Genomic DNA, 17,307 nt, shown 5'->3' with positions numbered 1-17,307 from the left:
CCGGCAGGCGTACGCGGCGGCCAACGCCGTGCTCGTCGAACGGGCCGACCGGCTGGGGCGGTGGCACCGCCGACACGGTGCTCGAGGCGCGGGCGGCGGGCGCCACGGCGGTCCGGCCGCGGGGGTGGCGGCGGAGGCGCTCTCACAGGGCGCGCAGGCCCCGGTCGGTGAAGGCGACGAGCCACTCGAAACTCTCGTCGACGTCGGTGCTCCACTGGAAACCACGGGCCACCTGCAGCGTGGCGAAGCCGTGGAAGAGGCTGCGGAGCAGGCGCAGGGCGTGGTCCACGTCGGCCTCCTCGATCTCGTAGCCGCGCAGGACCGCCGTGAACGAGTCCAGCAGCCGCCGGCCCGCGGTGGCGACCGGGTCGTCCGGGCCGGACGGTTCCACGCCGATCGTCGCGGCGTACCGGCCGGGGTGCTCCAGGACGAAGGTGCGGAAGGCGCGGGCCGCGGCCGCCAGGGCGTCGCGGCCCGCGTATCCCCGGATCGCGTCGCCGACGGCGTCGGCGGCCTCGGTGCACGCCAGGGCCGCGATGCGCCGGTTGAGGTCCTCCTGGCCGCCCACGTGCTTGTACAGGGACGGGGTGCGCACGCCCAGCCGCTCGGCGAGCAGACCCATCGTCAGGTGGGCGAGGCCCACCTCGTCGGCGAGGGCGGCACCGGCCGCGACCACGGCCGCCGGGTCCAGGCCGGCCCTAGGCACGGGCGGCGTCCGAGCGGAGGAAGGCGAGCACGAGCGACGCCACCCGGTCGGGGAACTGGTCGTGCGGGTAGTGACCGGCGCCCTCGATCATCTCGAGGCGGCCGAGGCCGGAGGGCAGGGCGTCGACGACCGCCGACCCCTCGGCGTGCGGGTCGGCCCAGTCGGGGTCGAGCGTGCCCATCACGACCAGGACCGGGCAGCGGACGTCGCCGAGCTGCGCGCCGGCGTCGGTCGGGGCGCTGCGGCCCATGCCCTGCAGGGCCTTCATCCGGCCCGGCTCGCGCAGCAGGGAGTCGATGCGGCCGAGCCGCTCGGCCCAGCCGGCCGGCTTCGCGCCGGGGTAGGCCACGTCGAGGTACGAGCGCCACAGCGGCACGCTGCCGAGGACGCCCGCGCCGAGCAGCCGCAGCATGCCCCGGCGGAAGCGCCGCACCCGCAGGTCACCGAGGCGGAGCGACTGCCCCCGGGTGAACGGCGCCAGCTCGACCACCGCGGTGACCAGCGAGGGCTCCCGCGCGGCGGCGATGGTGGCGGCGCCGCCGGAGAACGAGTGGCCGACGAGCACGGCCGGGCCGCCCAGGTGGCGGATGACGGCGATCAGGTCGCCGGCGACGGCGGTGCGGCTCCAGGCCGGCCAGTCGGCGCTCGACTCGCCGCAGCCGCGCAGATCGACCGCGGCGACCCGGTACCCCGCCGCCACCAGCTGCGGGATCACGGCGCGGTACGCGGCGCGGCTGTCGCCCATGCCGTGCGCGAGGACGACCAGCGGACCGGACCCCGCCACTTCGTAAGCGAGCGTGCCGCCGTCGACGGCGAGGTGTTCGGTCATGGCGGCCTCCAGGCTCGGCTAACTCGATTAGCTAAAAGCTAATCTCATTAACCAGTCCTGTCAATGGGATCCCCCTGGCGCCGTACCCCCCTGGCGCCGTACCCCCCTGGCGCCGTGCTCCTCCTGTCGCCGTGCCTCTGTCGCTGTGCCCCCCGTCGTCGTGCCCCCTCACGCCTCCGTCGTGCCGTGGCACTGCCCGTACGTCCGCCCCGAGCCGCACCAGCAGGCGGCCGACCGCGGCGGGGGCCACGGCAGGGCGCGGCCCCGGGCCGCCAGGGTGGTGGCGTACTGCGGGAGGAGGTCGGTGTCGTCGGGGGCGGTGCCCTCGGAGGCGGCGAAGGCCTCGTACGAGGGGACGGTGCCCGTGACGATGCCCAGGTTGGGGGTGCCCGAGGCGGCCAGTTCGCGCAGGGCCGTCTCTATCGTGGCCAGGTGCTCCTCGTGCGACGGGTACTCGCCGGCCAGGGCGGGGTACGCCCCCAGGAGCTCGGCCAGTTCGTCCGTCGGCCAGTGGAGGACCGCCACCGGGAAGGGGCGGGACAGCGCCGTCCGGTACGCGCCCAGTTCCGCCCGCAGGCGGCTGATCTCCGCCTCCAGCTCCGCCGGGTTCTCCGAGCCCAGCGACCACACGCGCTTCGGGTCGTGGAGCTCGTCCAGGGTGATCGGCAGGGTGTGCACGGAGTCCGCCAGGGCGTCCCACTCGTCGTGCGCCGCGCCCAGCATCCTGCGCACGCGGTGGCGGCCGAAGAGGAGCGGGTGGGCGGCGGCCGGGGGCTCCGGCACGTCGGTGAGGAGCAGGCGTACCGCCTCCGTGAACGTCTCGTGCGCCTGCTCCAGCTCGTCATGGGCCTCCAGGGACTCCGCGACGATCACCCAGGGGGCCGGGTCGCGCGGGGCCGCGGTGCGGATGCCGTCGATGACGGCGCGGGCCTCCGCCTCGTGGCCGTACTCCCAGAGGTTCGAGGCCTTCAGGGCGCGGACCAGGTACGGGTTCTCCAGCTCCGCGTCGGTGGCCAGCAGCCGGTCGTAGAGGGTGGCCGCGGCGGGGCGGTCGCCGGAGAGTTCGAGATGGGCGGCGGCCCGTAGCAGCAGGGCTTCGGCGTCCTGGGGATACAGGCCGGCGGTCCGCTCCAGGCGTGCCGCTTCTGCGGTGTGGTCGACGTTTTCGGCGGGCGTGTCGGGGCGCATGGAGGACACCGTACTGCCGACCGGTGACATGGGAGGAGACGGCCGCGGGCCGGAGGCCTCCCCGGGGGCGGGCCCGGGGCCGGGCGGTCGCGCCGGGGCGATGCGCCGCAGCTGCCCACCGAGGTGCCGTTCAGGCGGGCGTCCGACGGAGGCGTGCGGAGGCGTGCCGGGGCGTACGGAAGTGGGCGAAGCCTGCGGAACTGTTGTGCCGGTACCGGACGTTGGAGCGGGGGAGGCGGCAGGACCGCGCTCGGTCCGGCCGGGTGCGGGGCGACAGGGGGAGGGGACGTCAGTGATCCGTACCGCGACGCGTGGCCGTGGCGGCCTGCGCGGTGCCTTCGCCGCGGTCGCCGTGCTGCTCCCGCTGCTCCAGGTCCTCCTGCTCGTGCTGCCGGTCGCCGGCGGTCTCTCCGGGCTCTCCGGCACCGTCGCGCTCGCCGCCACCACGGCTGCCGCCGCCACGCTCACCGTGTGCGCCGTCGTCCTCGCGCGCTGCGCTCCCGTCGTGCCGCCCACCCGGGTGCGCACGGCGATACGCGACCGTGACCGGCGTACCGCCTTCCTGCCCCAGCGCGACCCCGACGCCAGGGGCCGCACCCGGCCCAGAGCTCCCGGGCACGCCCTCTTGGCGACCGCCGCTTAAGGGCACGACACACACCCGGTTGCGGGGCGGCCCATCGGCCGTCCGTGAGGGCTTTCCGCCCTTCCAGGGCTTTCCGTCCCTTCACCGTGCGTGCCCGCGTGCGGGTCGCCATGCCGTCATCGCGTTCTTCCGTTCCGGCACGACGAGACCCCCGGAGGGCTCACCACCCATGTCCGTTTTCGCCCACCTGGTCGGGCACCTGGCCGACCTGCTCCAGCCGTTGTTCGGCCTCTCCGCGGCCGCCGCCGCGATCGTCCTGTTCACCGCGCTCGTACGGCTCCTCGTCCACCCCCTGTCCCGGGCCGCCGCACGCGGGCAGAAGGCGAGGACCCGGCTCCAGCCGAAGATCGCCGAGTTGCGGCGCCGGTACGGCCGCAGCCCCGAGAAACTCCAGCGGGCCCTCCTCGAGCTGCACACCCGGGAGAGGGTGTCGCCGTTGGCCGGCATCCTGCCCAGCCTCTTCCAACTGCCCGCCTTCTTCCTGCTGTTCTACCTGTTCTCGAACACCACGATCGGTGGACGGCCCAACGAACTGCTCGGCCACGAGCTGTTCACCGCGCCGCTGGGCGGCCGCTGGGCCGACGCGTTGGAGGACGGGGGCCCGCTCGGCGGGGCGGGGCTCGTGTACGCCGGGCTGTTCGCGGTCGTGGTGGCGGTCGCCGCCTTCAGCTGTCGGCTCACCAAGCAGTCCATGGCGGCGAACCCGGCCCCGACCGGCGCGGGACCCGTCGCCGTGCCGGGGACGGGCGCGGTGGTCAAGGTGATGCCGTTCCTGTCGTTCTTCACGCTCGTCACCGTGGCCGTCGTGCCGCTGGCCGCCGCGCTGTACGTGGTCACCAGCATGGCGTGGGGCGTGGTGGAGCGGGCGGTGCTCTACCGGTGACGCCGCCCCGGCCACCGCACCCGGCCCGGTCCAGTACGTGAACAGGGGCTTGCGGACCGGACGCCGTCCTTGGAGGATCGACCAGTCCTCCGATGGCTGTGCCTGGCGGCGTCCGCCGTATCCGGGCCGTGTCCGTCGGGCGGACCCGCTATCGAGGGAGAGACGTCTCATGAAGCTGCTGCGAGTCGGTCCGGCGGGACAGGAGCGGCCCGCGCTGCTCGACGCCGGCGGGACCCTGCGGGACCTGTCGGGTCTCGTCGCCGACATCGACGGGGCGCTGCTCGCCGACGAGGCGGCGCTCGGCCGCGTCCGGGCCGCCGCCGACGCCGGTGGGCTGCCCGCGCTCGACGCGGCGGGGCTGCGCACCGGACCGCCGCTGGCACGGATCGGCAAGATCGTCTGCATCGGGCTGAACTACCACGACCACGCCCGCGAGACGGGGGCCGAGCCGCCCGCCGAGCCGGTGATCTTCTTCAAGGCGGCGGACACCGTCGTCGGGCCGCACGACACCGTGCTCGTGCCGCGCGGGTCCACGAAGACCGACTGGGAGGTCGAGCTGGCGGTCGTGATCGGGCGTACGGCGCGGTACCTCGAGTCGGCGCAGGAAGGACTCGCGCATGTCGCCGGGTACGCCGTCGCGCACGACGTCTCCGAGCGGGAGTTCCAGATCGAGCGGGGCGGAACCTGGGACAAGGGGAAGAACTGCGAGACGTTCAACCCGCTCGGGCCGTGGCTCGTCACCGCCGACGACGTCGCCGATCCGCAGGACCTCGCGCTGCGGCTGTGGGTCAACGGCGAGCTGAAGCAGGACGGGACGACCGCCGAGCAGATCTTCCCGGTGGGCGAGGTCGTCCGGTACGTCAGCCGGTTCATGACGCTGTACCCGGGAGACGTCATCAACACCGGCACGCCGGCGGGGGTGGCGCTGGGGGAGCCGGAGCCGAAGCCGTTCCTGCGGGCCGGGGACGTGGTGGAGCTGGAGATCGACGGACTGGGCAGGCAGCGTCAGGTGTTCGGCGCCGCGTAGCCGCGCAGTCGTACAGCCCCACAGCCGCGCGCTCCCCTCCGTCCCTCCCTGGGCGGGCGGGGAGCGCGCGGCCGGTCGGACGGGTCAGGTGGCGCCGGCGTCCAGGAAGCGGGTCAGGGCCTCCACCACCATGAGGTGGTCCTGGAGCTGGGGGAGGCCGGAGACCGTCACCGCGCCGATCACCCCCGTGCCCTCGAGGATGATCGGGAACGAACCGCCGTGTGCCGCGTACGTGTCCGGGTCGAGGCGCGACGACTCCTCGAACGTCGTCCCCTTGGCCCGGTACCGGGCGCCCACCAGGTACGACGCGCAGCCGTACCGCTCGACGACCCGCCGCTTGCGGGCGATCCAGGCGTCGTTGTCGGGAGTCGAACCGGGCAGTGCCGCGTGGAAGAGCTGCTGGCCGGCGCGGTGGATGTCGATGGCGACGGGGGCCTGCCGCTCCCGGGCCAGACCGACGAGGAGCGAGCCCAGCGCCCAGGCGTCCTCGTGGCCGAACCGGCGGAGGACCAGACGGCGTTCCTGCTCCTCCAGCTCTTCGACGGTGAGGGAGGAGGGGGAGGAGGGGGCGGGGGGCGGTCCGGGCTGCGTCACAGGGTCACCGTCACCTTCTCGTCGGCCGAACGGCGGGCCGCCTCCAGGACGTCCAGCGCGGCGGCGGCCTCCTGAGCGGTCACCGGGTTGGGGCCGCCCTCCAGGAGTGCCTTCGCCACGGCAGCGTAGTACGCGGGGTAGTCGCCGGGCAGGGTCGGCTCCACGCGGCCGCCACCGGTCACCGGGGACTCCCCGGAACCGACGCGGCCCCACAGCTCCTCGGGCTCGATGCCCCACCCGGCACCCGCGTCGGCACCGGCCCCGGGGCGCAGGCCGTCGCGGAGGGCGGCCTCCTGGGGGTCGAGACCGTGCTTGACGTACCCCGCCCCGGAGCCCAGGACGCGGAAACGCGGGCCGAGCTGGGCCGTGGTCGCGGAGACGTAGAGGTGCGAGCGGACGCCGTTCGCGTGCGTGAGCGCGAGGAACGTGTCGTCGTCCGCCTGCGCGCCGTCGCGGCGGACGTCCGTCTCGGCGTACACGGAGGTCACCGGTCCGAAGAGGACCAGCGCCTGGTCGACGACGTGGCTGCCGAGGTCGTAGAGCAGACCTCCGATGTCTGTGGGGTCGCCGGACTCCCGCCAGCCGCCCTTGGGCTTCGGCCGCCAGCGCTCGAAGCGGGACTCGAACCGGTACACGTCACCCAGCGCGCCCTCGGACAGCAGCTTGCGCAGGGTGAGGAAGTCGTTGTCCCAGCGCCGGTTCTGGAAGACGGAGAGGAGCAGGCCGTGCTCCTCGGCGAGCGCCGCCAGCCCGCGGGCCTCGGCGGCCGTACCGGCGACGGGCTTGTCGACGACGACCGGCAGGCCGGCCTCCAGGGCGGCGGTGGCGAGCGGCACGTGCGTCCTGTTCGGCGACGCGATGACGATCAGGTCCAGCTCGTCGGCGCGCCCGAAGAGTTCGTCCGGGGTGGCCGCGACACGGACGTCCGGGAACGCGGCGCGGGCCTGCCGCTGCCGCTCGGGGTTCGAGGTGACCACCGTGTCGAGGGCGAGGCCCTCGGTCGCGGCGATCAGCGGGGCGTGGAACACGGAGCCCGCGAGGCCGTAGCCGACGAGGCCGACGCGAAGGGGAGTACCAGTCATGGCCCCACTTTCGCAACGCTGTTGCGAAAGTGCAAGCGCGGGAGAGAATGGGCGGGTGAACAGGACGAACGGCGGACCGGACGGCAGGGGCGGGGCGGGCGGCGCGGGCATGACGGGCGGCGGGGTCAACCTGCTCGGCCTGCGCAGCCACAACACCGCGCTCGTGCTCGACCTGCTGCGGACCGCGGGAGCGGAGGGCATCAGCCGCCTCGAAATCGCCGAGCGGACCGGACTCACCCCGCAGGCGGTCAGCAAGATCACGGCCCGGCTGCGGGCGGACGGCCTCGCAGCGGACGCGGGACGCCGGGCGTCCACCGGGGGCAAGCCCCGGACGGTGCTGCGCCTGGTGCCGGAGGCCGGACACGCGGTGGGCGTGCACCTGGACCGGGACGAACTGCGGGCCGTCCTCGTCGACCTCGACGGGACGGTCGTGGGGGAGCGGAACACCCCCCTGGACCTGGGCGCGGGTGCGGAGGCGGTACTGACCCGGGTGGCCGGAGCCGTCGAGGAACTGCGGGACGGTCGGGCCGTGCGCGGACGCCGTGGCCTCTCCCTCCTCGGTGCCGGGATCGCACTGCCCGGACCGCTGGACCACACCCGGGGCGTGCTGCACCGGGTGACCGGCTTCCCCGAGTGGGACGGGTATCCGCTGCGGGACGCGCTGTCGAAGCGGCTGGGCGTGCCGGTCGTCGTCGACAAGGACACCAACGCGGCGGCGCTCGGCCTGGCCGTCGGCGGCGAGGGCGGCTCCTTCGCCTACCTGCACCTCGGTACGGGGCTCGGGGCGGGGCTGGTGATCGGCGGCAGCGTGCACCGGGGACCGCGGACCGGGGCGGGGGAGTTCGGTCACCAGGTCCTCCAGCTCGACGGGCCGCCCTGCGGCTGCGGTGACCGGGGCTGCATCGAGGCCCTGTGCCTGGGCGCGGTGGCCAGGGGCGACACGGACGAGGCCGCGCGGGTCCTGGGCGCCGGCGCGGCGAACCTGGTCGGCCTGCTGGACATCGACCGCGTCCTGCTCGGCGGCCGGATCGTCGAGACGGCCCCGGAGACCTTCGTACGGGGCGTACGCGAGGTCCTGGAGGCCCGCGCCCGGCGCACCGGGGAGACCCCCGTCCCGGTACGGACCGCCTCGGGCGCCGGGCACGAGGGCGGGCACGGCGCCGGGCCCGGCGACAACCGGACAGGGCGCCGGGGGAGCGGGCAGCGGGTCGCCGAGGGGGCCGCCCAGTGCGTCCTGGCCCCGGTGTTCGGACGGGGCGACGGGTAGGGACGGCCGGCGGGCAGGGACGGCCGGCGGGCTCCGCCGAGCGGGGGGAACCGTGCCGCCGTGCGGGGGTGTTCGGAGGCGTTGCCGTGGTGTCCGCCGGGCGAACGGCAAGGCCACAGGGCATGCGACTCTGCACGCCCGCGTCCCTGTTCCTGACGGTGGTGGCCGTGGTCCTTCCCGGCGCGGCCCCGGCCCACGCGGAAGCACCGCCACCCGCCTGCGCCACCGCGGGCGAGTCCGACTTCCCGCTGACCACCCGCATCCACGGCGGCCCCGACTCCTACCGGGCCGGTGGCGGCTTCGGCACCTGGTACCTCGAGCTCACCAACACCACCGGCCGTTCCTGCGCCGGCATCCACCCGGTCGTCGTGCTCGTCGACGACGACCGGGTGCTGCGGGCCTCGCAGCCGCTGCTGGAGTTCTACACGCAGGACCGGGAGCTGCCGCACACCGTCCGTTTCGAGACCACCGACGAGGACGAACTCGTCGGTGCCCTCGCCGACGACGACGCCGGCTTCGAGGGGTTCACCGTCGGGGCCGGCCGGACACTCACCGTGAAACTGCGGCTCGCCCTCACGTCCGACACCGTGGCGGGGGAGGTCGTCGCCACGGCCGCCGTCGTCCAGCGGCGCGAGGACGACGGCGACTGGGTCGGACAGTCGGACGAGTACCGCTTCCGCATCGGGACGGGCGCCGGGGCGGGCGCCGGAACGGAGTCCGCCCCGGAAGCCGACGCCCCGGGCACCGGCGCCGGCCCCGGCCCCGACGGCACGGACCCCGCCTCTCCCGCCCCCCGTGACGGTGACCCCCCGTCCGCCCACGAACTCTCCGGCACCGGGCTCGGAGGGCTGGACACGGCCCTGGCGGCCACCGCGCTGCTGCTGGCCGCCGGGGGCGTGGCCGTACTGCTGGGGCGACGGCGCCGCTGACGTCGTCCCGGCGGCGCCGCTGCCGTCGTCTCAGACGAGGTCCACCAGGTCCGCGATCGAATCCACGATCCTGGTCGGCCGGTAGGGGTACTGGTCGATGTCGTCCTTCGCCGTGAGGCCCGTGAGGACGAGGAAGGTCTCCATCCCGGCTTCGAGCCCGGCCAGCACGTCCGTGTCCATCCGGTCGCCGATCATGGCGCTGCTCTCGGAGTGCGCCCCGATGACGTTCAGGCCGGTGCGCATCATCAGGGGGTTCGGCTTGCCGACGAAGTACGGCTCCTTCCCGGTGGCTTTCGTGATCAGCGCGGCCACGGAACCCGTCGCGGGCAACGCGCCCTGGGGGGACGGCCCGGTGCTGTCCGGGTTGGTGGCGATGAACCGGGCTCCGTTGTCGATCAGACGGATGGCCTTCGTCAGGGCCTCGAACGAGTACGTACGCGTCTCGCCCAGGATCACGAAGTCGGGATCGGCGTCGGTCATGATGTAGCCCGCGTCGTGCAGGGCCGTCGTCAGGCCGGCCTCGCCGATGACGTAGGCCGTACCGCCGGGGTGCTGGGTGTCCAGGAACGTCGCCGTGGCCAGGGCGGAGGTCCAGATGTTCTCGACCGGCACGTCGAGCCCGATCCGGTTCAGGCGGGCGTGCAGGTCCCGGGCCGTGTAGATCGAGTTGTTGGTGAGGACGAGGAACGGCCGCCCCGAGTCGCGCAGCTTCCTGATGAAGGCGTCCGCGCCGGGGACCGGCACCCCTTCGTGCATCAGCACCCCGTCCATGTCGGTGAGCCACGATTCGATGGGCTTGCGCTCTGTCATGGAGGGGGACTCCTACCGTTCGTGTACCGCTCGTGGGCCGGGGGGATGACCTCATGCTATGCACAGTGGCCCCCTCCGACGTCACCCGTACGGAGCAGGCGCCGCACCCTCGGGCGTGCGGCGCCCCGCCCGGCGGGGGAGGCTCCCGGTATCTGGAGGTCCACGATGGGTTCACTGCGAGTCGCTCTCTGTGGCGGAGTCCTGGCCGTCACCGTGCTCACCCCGACCGCGTACGCGGTGGACGGCGACACGGGCGTCTCGGTGACGCCGACCACCCCCGCCCCCGGCACCGACGTCACCCTGGAGGTGGCGGAGTGTGCCGAGCGGACGGCGGTCGCCGTGTCCTCGGCGTTCGTCTCCGAGGTCCGGCTCACCGTCGCCGACGGCGTACTCGTCGGCGAGAGCCGGGTCCGCTCCACGCTCACCGCCGGGACGTACCCGGTGCTGGTCAACTGCGGCGAGCGGGCCCGCCAGGGCACGATCACGGTCGCCCCCGCCCCCGCCCTTGCCCGCGACCGGCCCACCGAGCAGGCCGAAGCGAGCGAGCCGGCCGCGCCCGCTTCGCCCGTCGCCCCCGTCGACGCGGGCGGTGGCGGCACCTCCCCGCTGGCCGCCACCGGCGCCGACGAGGACGGGCCGGGCGTCGCGCAGACGCTGACCGGACTGCTCCTCGCGGCAGCCGCGGCGGGAGCCGCCGTACGCGGCCGCGTACGCCGGAACCGTGGAACGACGACCGGCTGAGGCGGCCGACGGTGTCCGATCACGACGAGATGCGCCCGGCCCCACAGGTACGCCCCGGGCGGCTGCTCACCGGTGTGGTCTGGGCGGTGCTGCTGCTCGTGCTCTGGCTGTGCGGCCGGGAGGTGACCGGCCTGCGCCCCGGCGGGGCCGGACCCTCCACCGGTGACATGGCGGCCGCCGGCCGGCCGCCCCAGGTGGACCTTCCGCCCGCGCACCGACCGCTGGGCGAGGCGCAGCCGCAGCGCCTCGACATCCCCGGCCTGGACGTCCGGGCGCCGGTGGTCTCCCGCGGCCTGGACGAGCGGGGTGCCCTCGATCCGCCGCCGTTCGACCGGCCGGACGCGGTCGGCTGGTACGCGGGCGGGGTGACGCCCGGAGCGCCCGGCACCGCGCTGGTCGTGGGGCACGTCGACACCGAGACCCGGCCCGCCGTGTTCTACAAGGTGAGCACCCTGCGGCCCGGCCAGAAGATCCGGGTGGTCCGCGAGGACGCCGGGGTCGCCGAGTTCACGGTCGAGGACATCCAGGTCATCGACCGGGACGGGTTCGACGCCCGGCAGGCCTACGGGCCCCGCCGCTCGGGCCGGGCCGAACTGCGCATCGTCACCTGCGGCGGCACCTTCGACGCGGCACGCGACCGCTACACGGCCAACGTGGTCGTCTATGCCTACCTGACCGGTACGACGGCCTGAACGTCCCCGCTCACCCGGCCCGGAGGGTGGCCCGGACCCGGCCCGGAGGCCGGCCGAGGCCGAGCCTCCTGCCGGTCGCGTCCGGTGATCGCCCCAGGTGACCCACCACAGTACGACGGCGGCAACAGCTCGCGGACAAGAACGGCTCGGCCCCGTGACGGCCGCGGGACGTATGTCAGGATTGGGACCCGGAGCACCTCGGAACACACGGAACAAGTGCACCCAAGGGGGGGTTGGATGTACGGCAGCAGGGGGGTCGGGGCGTTCGCCGGGAGGCGGGCGTCCGCAGCGGTACTGGGGGCGGCGCTGCTGATGACAGCGTGTTCCTCCGGTGACGGCGACGGCCGGGGCGACGGCGGCCCGGACGGGGCGGCCGGCGCGGAGATCACGCAGCAGCCCAAGGGCGCCAACCCCTTCTGGGTCAACCCGGAGGGGACCGCCGCGCGGCAGATGGCCGGTCTGGAGAAGGAAGGGAAGAAGGCGGAGGCCGAGCAGATCCGCACGATAGCGGAGCAGCCCGTCGCCGAGTGGATCAGCCCGGAGAACCCGGAGGAGCAGGCCCGCGGGTTCACCGAGGCCGCCGACAAGGCGGGGCGCACCGCGCTGCTCGTCCTCTACAACATCCCGCACCGCGACTGCGGCCAGTACTCGCAGGGCGGTGCCGCCGACGGCAACGCCTACCGCGCCTTCGTCGACGGGGTGGCCAAGGGCATCGGGGACCGGGCGGCGACCGTGATCCTGGAGCCCGACGCGGTGCTCCACCTGGTCGACGGCTGCACGCCGGAGCAGTTCCACGAGGAGCGCTACGACGTCCTCAGCGGTGCGGTCGCCACGCTCAAGAGCCTGAAGAACACCACGGTGTACCTGGACGCGGGCAACGCCGGCTGGGGCAACCCCGACCAGATCCACGAGCCGCTCACGTGGGCCGGTATCGACCAGGCCGACGGCTTCTCGGTGAACGTCTCCAACTACTACTCCACCGAGGACTCCATCGCCTACGGCAAGCAGCTCTCCGCCAAGGTCGGCGACAAGCCGTTCGTCATCGACACCAGCCGCAACGGCAACGGCCCGTACACCGGGGGCGACGCGGACGAGCGCTGGTGCAACCCGCCCGGCCGCGCCCTCGGCGAGCCGCCGACGACCAGGACGGCGGACCCGCTGGTGGACGCCTACCTGTGGGTGAAGCGGCCCGGCGAGTCGGACGGCGAGTGCAAGGGCGGCCCGAAGGCCGGCGAGTGGTGGGAGGAGTACGCGCTGGACCTCGCCGGGGCCGGCGACTGAGGCTGCCCCCCCACCCGCCGTACCCCCCCACCCGCCGCACACACGCCGAGGGGCGCCCTCCGTCAGGGAGGGCGCCCCTCGGCGCATGCGGGCGGACCGGCCGGCCGCTACGGCACCCGCACCCACTGTGCCCTGCTCGGTGTCCCGTCCGCGGTGGTGGCGAACAGCATGTACCAGCCCGCCTGGACCAGGTTCCGGCTCTCGGGCACGGTCACCGTCAGCCGGTCGCCGTCGGCCTCGAAGTCCAGGGCGACGGAGCGCTGGTCCACGTCGGTGACGTGGGTCGAGGCGCTCGGCCGGATCAGCCGGACCTTCTTGATCGACGCGGCGTCCTTCGAGGTGAAGGTGCCGGACTCGCCGTGCGCGACGGTCTGCGGGCCGCCCGACAGGTCGGGCTGCTCGTTCTCGCCGTAGAGATACGGCGGCGTGTAGATCTCGATGCGCTGCTCGAACGTGCCCGGCTTGGTGTTGGCCTTGTCGCCGTAGAGGGAGTCCGAGCCGAAGAACATCACGCGGCCGTCGGGCAGCAGGATCGAGCCGGAGTGGTAGTTGCGGCCCACCAGCGGGTCGGCGACGCGCCTGAGCTCGTTCTTCGCCGTGTCGTACATCCGCGCCTCGAGGATGTCGGAGTCGCCGCGCCCGCGGTAGTCCTCCGAGCCGCCCGCGATCAGCACGCTGTCGTCGGGCAGGACCGAGGCCTGCGGGTAGCGGGTGCCCTTGTCCATGGAGGGGCCGTCCTCGAAGCGCGGGCTGTCGGCCTTGAGGTCGACGATCCGGGTCTTCTCGCTGGACAGCCGGGACTCGCCGACCCCGCCGCCGCCGATCACCATGTACTTCTCGTCCTGCGCCGGGGGCAGCAGCACGGTGTTCGCCGTCTCCAGCATGTCGGCGTCGCTCAGGCCGGGGACCTTGGTGAACCTGTTGGTCTCCACGTCCCAGACGCCCGGGTCGCGGCCCACGTCGGCGGGGCCGTAGCCGGCGTTCGCGCCCGAGTAGAAGATCTTGCCGTTCTGCATGAGGAACAGCGCCGGGTAGGTCGGGAACTGGCGGACCTCCTCGGTGTAGGTCCACTCCTTGGTCTTCGGGTCGTAGACCTCGTTCTTGCCCGGGACGAGCTGGCCGATGTCGTCGAGGCCGGAGACGCTGAGGATCTTCCCGTCGCTCAGGGTGGTGAGCGTCGGGTACCAGCGGGCCTCCTTCATCGGGTCGACCTTGATGTACTTCTCCGCCACCGGGTCGAACTCGAAGGCGTCCCGGATGCCCTGGAAGTCCTTCTTGTCCAGGGCGAGCTTCTCGGCGATGCCGTACGTGTTCTTGGCGTCCTCGCCGGTCAGGCCCGCCACCCTGTAGTTGTCCTGGGTGCCGGTCTCGTACCTGGCGCCTTCCTCCTGCGCCTCGACGTAGATCCGGCCGACGCCCGGGGTGGTGCCCAGGAACTCGCCGGTCGCCGGGTCGAAGTTCTTCTCCGCGCGGGGGACGAGCACCGGGTCCTTCGAGACGAAGGTCTTGCCGTTCTCCTTGCCGGTGAACCTGGTTCCCGCGGGCAGGGTGATCGGCTTGTCCGGGTTCTCGTTGTTGACGATCATCAGGCCGCCGGCCTTCTTCACGTCACCCTTGAGCTTCTCGTACCGCTTGGTGCCGCCGGCGATCAGGAGATTGCCGTTGGCGAGCTGGGTGTGGCCGGTGCAGAACAGGTCGGTCGGCGTCGGCACCTTCTTGATGGTGCCCTTGACCGGGTCCCAGATACGGGTGTCGTACCGCTTGGCGTCGAAGTTGTCCTGGTTGTTGCCGGAACCCGCGACGAGCAGCACCTTGCCGGTGCGCAGCAGCGCCGCGTGAATGGTGTTCTGGCGGTACTCCTCCGGGAACTCGACGATCTCCCAGCGGCCGTTCTCCGCCTTGTACTCCGGCTGGTTGATCTTGTACTGGTGGTATTTCTCGGACCCCTCGCGGTACAGCCACGGCCCGTTCATGCCGGCCAGCGCGAGCACCACCGCCGTGCCCATCGCGATCCGACGGGCACGACGGCGGCCTGCACGGTCGTTCATTCCTTACGTCCCCCAAGTCCACCAAGGGCGATCTGCATCGTCTGGTCGTTGCCGGAGCCGTCCCCGGCACCTGGCGCTCCACCCGGTCCACCCGGGCCTTCCGGTCCCGCGGAGGCCTCCGGCTCTCCCGGCTCTCCCGGTCCCGCCGGTCCGCCGTGGGAGGCGGACCGGCCGGGCCGGTCCGGCCGGCCGTGCGCGGCGTGCTGCTGCCGGACGCGCGGGAGTGCCTGCAACTGCTGTGTCGCCGGTTCGTGGGCGAAGTCCTTCGGCGGGTCCGCCGCCGGCCGGTCGTCCGGGTGCCGGCCCGACGCATGGGCACCGGGCGGCTTCTTCCTGTCCTGGCGCATGCCGTGCCGCCAGGCGAACATGGGCGCGGCCGTGATCAGCAGGGCGAACGTCGCCCAGATGACCATCGCCGGGTGCGAGTGTCCGTAGACGAAGCCGGCGGCGAGGGAGCCACCGAAGATCAGGATGAAGTACCAGTGGTACCGGAAGGTGCCGAACCAGGTGTCCGGGCTGGCCGAGTCGCCCTTGGGCGTGACGACGAACTTGCTCTTGCGGCGCAGGACGGAGTCGATCAGTGCCTTCGCGTAGAGCGGCGCCGACAGCGCGGACATGACCATACCGGCCACACCGCCGGAGCCCTCCGGCTCGTGCGGGGAGACGTTGTGGCGGCGGTTCCAGACGTAGAGGCCGATCTGGAGCGCGGAGGCGTTGCCGTAGAGCATCAGCCAGACCGCGGGGTCGATGTTCACACCCGAGGCGCCCAGGCCCAGGAACAGGGCACAGCTCAGTGCCGCCAGGATCCAGTTGAGGGCCGACATCGGATAGAAGATGATCATCATGGTGTAGTTGAAGAGCTTGCTCGGCGGCAGCGAGTACCAGCCCTTCCAGTACTGCTTGAGGATCGTCTCGTACGTCCCCCGGGACCAGCGCATCTGCTGGGTGAAGAAGTCCGTCCAGGCGTTGGGGCCCTCGCCGACCGCGAGCACGTCCGGGGTGTAGACCGAGCGCCACTTCCTGCCCGTCGCCGGGTTCTTGGCGCGGTGCATCTCGAAGCCGGTCGCCATGTCCTCGGTGATCGAGTCGTACAGACCGCCGATCTGCTGGAGCGCCTTGATGCGCACGGCGTTGGACGTGCCGACGAACATGGGGGAGCCGTAGCGGTTGCCGGCCCGCTGGATGAGCGCGTGGAAGAGGAACTGCTGCGACTCGGCGGCCTTGGTGACGAAGTTGTCGTAGTTCCCGTAGACCTGAGGGCCGATGACGAAGCCGACGTCCGGGTCGCGGAAGAAGCCGAGCATCCGCTCCAGGTAGTTCGGCAGCGGGACGTGGTCGGTGTCCACCGAGGCGAAGAACTCGTAGTCGTCGCCGTGCGCGTCGAGCCAGGCGTTGTAGTTGCCGTGCTTGGTCCTGGCGCGGTGCGGGCCCTTGGGCCGGTTCCACTTCGCGACGCCCTTGCGGGAGAAGTGGTGCACGCCGAGGCGCGCGCAGACCTCCTTCACCTCGGGGTCGTCGCCCTCGTCGAGCAGCCAGACGTGCAGGGTGCCCCGGTGGCGGATCCTGACGGCCGCCTCCAGGGTCTTCGTCACCATCTCCAGCGGCTCCTTGCCGGGCACGAAGGAGGTGAGGAAGGCGACCCGGGTGCCGGTCTCGGGCACCACGGGGACCGGGTCGCGGGCGACCAGCGTGGCGTGCGCGTTGGACAGCACGTTCATGCAGCGGAAGAGCTCGATCAGACCGATCGAGACGAGCATCACGACGTCGAGGGCGGGCAGCCAGTCGAACGCCGGGTAGTCGCGCTCCGTCCAGTGCGCGGGCTGGAGCAGCCACACCAGCAGCACCACCGACAGCAGCGGGGCCGCGGCCAGCATCAGCGCGATGCGGATGCGGTGCGGCTCCTGCGAGATCAGCGAGCGGTACTGCACCTGGTACGGCTTGCCCGGATCGGGCTGGGTGAGGGGGCCCGAGAGCCGGCTGTAGTGCTCGTAGTCGTACTTCGGCAGCGTCTTCTTGATCCGGCGGAAAGCGCCCGTGTTTCCGGTCCGGTGCGCAGGCACCCTGAGCTGGGTGGTCCGGGACGGGTCGTCGTCCCTCCGGGCGCCCGACGGCGTCGACGTCATGAGTGTCATCCCCCCACACGCGGTCCAGCCGCGTGTTTCGTCGCTTTCTTCCGCCCGCTCCCGGTCCCCCTCGACCTTCACGGACGTGTCAGTGGCGGACCGCTGTCACCACGTCATCCACACCATATAGACACGGCGCAGGGCTCCGTCCGGTTGCACGGCGCATCCCCGTCGGCACGGCCCGGGGAACGGGTTCCCCCGCCCCGCACCGTCCGCAACCGGTGCCGGGTCCCCAACGGCCGCGGACCCGCGGCGTCGTGAAGGAACCAGGCTGTACGGGTTTCACCATGATCGCAAGGTGTGACATCCGGTGCTCACCGGTCATACGATCCCATTGTGACCGCTGGGAGGGTCGCGTGGGGCCCTTGTTCCATACGGGCGGCGAAGAGGAACCGTTCAGCGGGAACGAGAGGTTTTCCGGCCAAAAAGCGACGGGCCCCTCGGTCATGAAGGGCCCGTCCTGC

At 72.9% G+C, this 17,307-nt stretch carries 16 protein-coding genes; 8 read left to right on the top strand and 8 right to left on the bottom strand.

What is annotated here, in order from left to right; translation table 11 throughout:
• Positions 1-142 precede the first annotated feature (142 nt).
• The 3 genes from TU30_RS17790 to TU30_RS17780 all read right to left on the bottom strand — a co-directional run bounded on the left by TU30_RS17790 (position 143) and on the right by TU30_RS17780 (position 2,723).
• Entirely contained in the window at positions 143-676 is a 534-nt protein-coding gene (locus TU30_RS17790; RefSeq protein WP_042171126.1) for a TetR/AcrR family transcriptional regulator, read from the bottom strand.
• Positions 677-698: 22 nt separating this feature from the next.
• Positions 699-1,535, bottom strand: coding sequence for an alpha/beta fold hydrolase (locus tag TU30_RS17785; protein ID WP_042171124.1), 837 nt, complete (start codon positions 1,533-1,535; stop codon positions 699-701).
• A gap of 168 nt (positions 1,536-1,703) precedes the next feature.
• Positions 1,704-2,723: an SEC-C domain-containing protein gene (locus tag TU30_RS17780; RefSeq protein ID WP_042171413.1), complete on the bottom strand. Its 1,020-nt coding sequence runs from the start codon at positions 2,721-2,723 to the stop codon at positions 1,704-1,706.
• Positions 2,724-3,048: 325 nt separating this feature from the next.
• On the opposite strand from TU30_RS17780, the gene TU30_RS17775 reads away from it, so the two are divergent.
• The 3 genes from TU30_RS17775 (at position 3,049) to TU30_RS17765 (ending at position 5,276) form a co-directional block, all read left to right on the top strand.
• Complete coding sequence (locus TU30_RS17775; protein ID WP_107068494.1) at positions 3,049-3,366, top strand: DUF6412 domain-containing protein; 318 nt, start codon at positions 3,049-3,051, stop codon at positions 3,364-3,366.
• 169 nt (positions 3,367-3,535) lie between these two features.
• Entirely contained in the window at positions 3,536-4,249 is a 714-nt protein-coding gene (locus tag TU30_RS17770; RefSeq protein ID WP_042171117.1) for a membrane protein insertase YidC, read from the top strand.
• A gap of 169 nt (positions 4,250-4,418) precedes the next feature.
• Positions 4,419-5,276 (top strand): fumarylacetoacetate hydrolase family protein, encoded by an 858-nt coding sequence (locus TU30_RS17765; protein ID WP_042171115.1) that lies wholly within the window; start codon positions 4,419-4,421, stop codon positions 5,274-5,276.
• 84 nt (positions 5,277-5,360) lie between these two features.
• On the opposite strand, the gene TU30_RS17760 is transcribed toward TU30_RS17765, so the two are convergent.
• Together TU30_RS17760 and TU30_RS17755 are read right to left on the bottom strand one after the other, a co-directional pair.
• A complete protein-coding gene (locus TU30_RS17760; RefSeq protein ID WP_042171113.1) occupies positions 5,361-5,870 on the bottom strand; it encodes a heme-degrading domain-containing protein in 510 nt (169 codons plus the stop codon).
• On the bottom strand, positions 5,867-6,952 hold the full coding sequence (locus TU30_RS17755) for a Gfo/Idh/MocA family oxidoreductase (RefSeq protein ID WP_042171110.1): 1,086 nt from the start codon (positions 6,950-6,952) through the stop codon (positions 5,867-5,869). The genes TU30_RS17760 and TU30_RS17755 overlap by 4 nt, the downstream gene beginning before the upstream one ends.
• Before the next feature lie 109 nt (positions 6,953-7,061).
• Here TU30_RS17755 and TU30_RS17750 point away from each other — a divergent pair, with 109 nt between their 5' ends.
• Entirely contained in the window at positions 7,062-8,219 is a 1,158-nt protein-coding gene (locus TU30_RS17750) for an ROK family transcriptional regulator (RefSeq protein WP_107068493.1), read from the top strand.
• A 122-nt stretch (positions 8,220-8,341) separates the two neighbouring features.
• Positions 8,342-9,148, top strand: a complete 807-nt coding sequence (locus TU30_RS17745) for a hypothetical protein (RefSeq protein ID WP_042171105.1) — start codon at positions 8,342-8,344, stop codon at positions 9,146-9,148.
• 30 nt (positions 9,149-9,178) lie between these two features.
• Here the strand turns inward: TU30_RS17745 and TU30_RS17740 are convergent, their stop codons facing one another.
• Entirely contained in the window at positions 9,179-9,958 is a 780-nt protein-coding gene (locus TU30_RS17740) for an HAD-IIA family hydrolase (protein ID WP_042171103.1), read from the bottom strand.
• Between the two features lie 165 nt (positions 9,959-10,123).
• Between TU30_RS17740 and TU30_RS17735 the strand changes: the two genes are divergently transcribed.
• The 3 genes from TU30_RS17735 (at position 10,124) to TU30_RS17725 (ending at position 12,672) form a co-directional block, all read left to right on the top strand.
• The gene (locus TU30_RS17735) at positions 10,124-10,699 is read left to right on the top strand and encodes a hypothetical protein (protein WP_042171101.1); all 576 of its coding nucleotides are present in this window, start codon (positions 10,124-10,126) and stop codon (positions 10,697-10,699) included.
• Positions 10,700-10,728: 29 nt separating this feature from the next.
• Positions 10,729-11,391 (top strand): class F sortase, encoded by a 663-nt coding sequence (locus TU30_RS17730; RefSeq protein WP_042171411.1) that lies wholly within the window; start codon positions 10,729-10,731, stop codon positions 11,389-11,391.
• Positions 11,392-11,628: 237 nt separating this feature from the next.
• Complete coding sequence (locus TU30_RS17725; protein WP_042171098.1) at positions 11,629-12,672, top strand: glycoside hydrolase family 6 protein; 1,044 nt, start codon at positions 11,629-11,631, stop codon at positions 12,670-12,672.
• Positions 12,673-12,779: 107 nt separating this feature from the next.
• On the opposite strand, the gene TU30_RS17720 is transcribed toward TU30_RS17725, so the two are convergent.
• Both TU30_RS17720 and TU30_RS17715 read right to left on the bottom strand, forming a co-directional pair.
• Positions 12,780-14,720 (bottom strand): kelch motif-containing protein, encoded by a 1,941-nt coding sequence (locus tag TU30_RS17720; protein ID WP_042171095.1) that lies wholly within the window; start codon positions 14,718-14,720, stop codon positions 12,780-12,782.
• Positions 14,717-16,843: a glycosyltransferase family 2 protein gene (locus tag TU30_RS17715; protein WP_042171409.1), complete on the bottom strand. Its 2,127-nt coding sequence runs from the start codon at positions 16,841-16,843 to the stop codon at positions 14,717-14,719. Before TU30_RS17715 ends, TU30_RS17720 begins: the two co-directional genes overlap by 4 nt.
• Between the last annotated feature and the right edge of the window lie 464 nt (positions 16,844-17,307).

The organism is Streptomyces sp. NBRC 110035 (genome assembly GCF_000829695.1).
Taxonomy (GTDB): Bacteria; Actinomycetota; Actinomycetes; order Streptomycetales; family Streptomycetaceae; genus Streptomyces.
This window is presented reverse-complemented; position numbering and strand designations above follow the sequence as displayed.

Coding starts and splice junctions, on each gene's coding strand:
- TU30_RS17785 (WP_042171124.1), bottom strand. CDS start 1,535: ATGACCGAACACCTCGCCGTCGACGGCGGCACGCTCGCTTACGAAGTG.
- TU30_RS17780 (WP_042171413.1), bottom strand. CDS start 2,723: ATGCGCCCCGACACGCCCGCCGAAAACGTCGACCACACCGCAGAAGCG.
- TU30_RS17770 (WP_042171117.1), top strand. CDS start 3,536: ATGTCCGTTTTCGCCCACCTGGTCGGGCACCTGGCCGACCTGCTCCAG.
- TU30_RS17765 (WP_042171115.1), top strand. CDS start 4,419: ATGAAGCTGCTGCGAGTCGGTCCGGCGGGACAGGAGCGGCCCGCGCTG.
- TU30_RS17755 (WP_042171110.1), bottom strand. CDS start 6,952: ATGACTGGTACTCCCCTTCGCGTCGGCCTCGTCGGCTACGGCCTCGCG.
- TU30_RS17750 (WP_107068493.1), top strand. CDS start 7,062: ATGACGGGCGGCGGGGTCAACCTGCTCGGCCTGCGCAGCCACAACACC.
- TU30_RS17745 (WP_042171105.1), top strand. CDS start 8,342: ATGCGACTCTGCACGCCCGCGTCCCTGTTCCTGACGGTGGTGGCCGTG.
- TU30_RS17740 (WP_042171103.1), bottom strand. CDS start 9,958: ATGACAGAGCGCAAGCCCATCGAATCGTGGCTCACCGACATGGACGGG.
- TU30_RS17735 (WP_042171101.1), top strand. CDS start 10,124: ATGGGTTCACTGCGAGTCGCTCTCTGTGGCGGAGTCCTGGCCGTCACC.
- TU30_RS17730 (WP_042171411.1), top strand. CDS start 10,729: ATGCGCCCGGCCCCACAGGTACGCCCCGGGCGGCTGCTCACCGGTGTG.
- TU30_RS17725 (WP_042171098.1), top strand. CDS start 11,629: ATGTACGGCAGCAGGGGGGTCGGGGCGTTCGCCGGGAGGCGGGCGTCC.
- TU30_RS17720 (WP_042171095.1), bottom strand. CDS start 14,720: ATGAACGACCGTGCAGGCCGCCGTCGTGCCCGTCGGATCGCGATGGGC.
- TU30_RS17715 (WP_042171409.1), bottom strand. CDS start 16,843: ATGACGTCGACGCCGTCGGGCGCCCGGAGGGACGACGACCCGTCCCGG.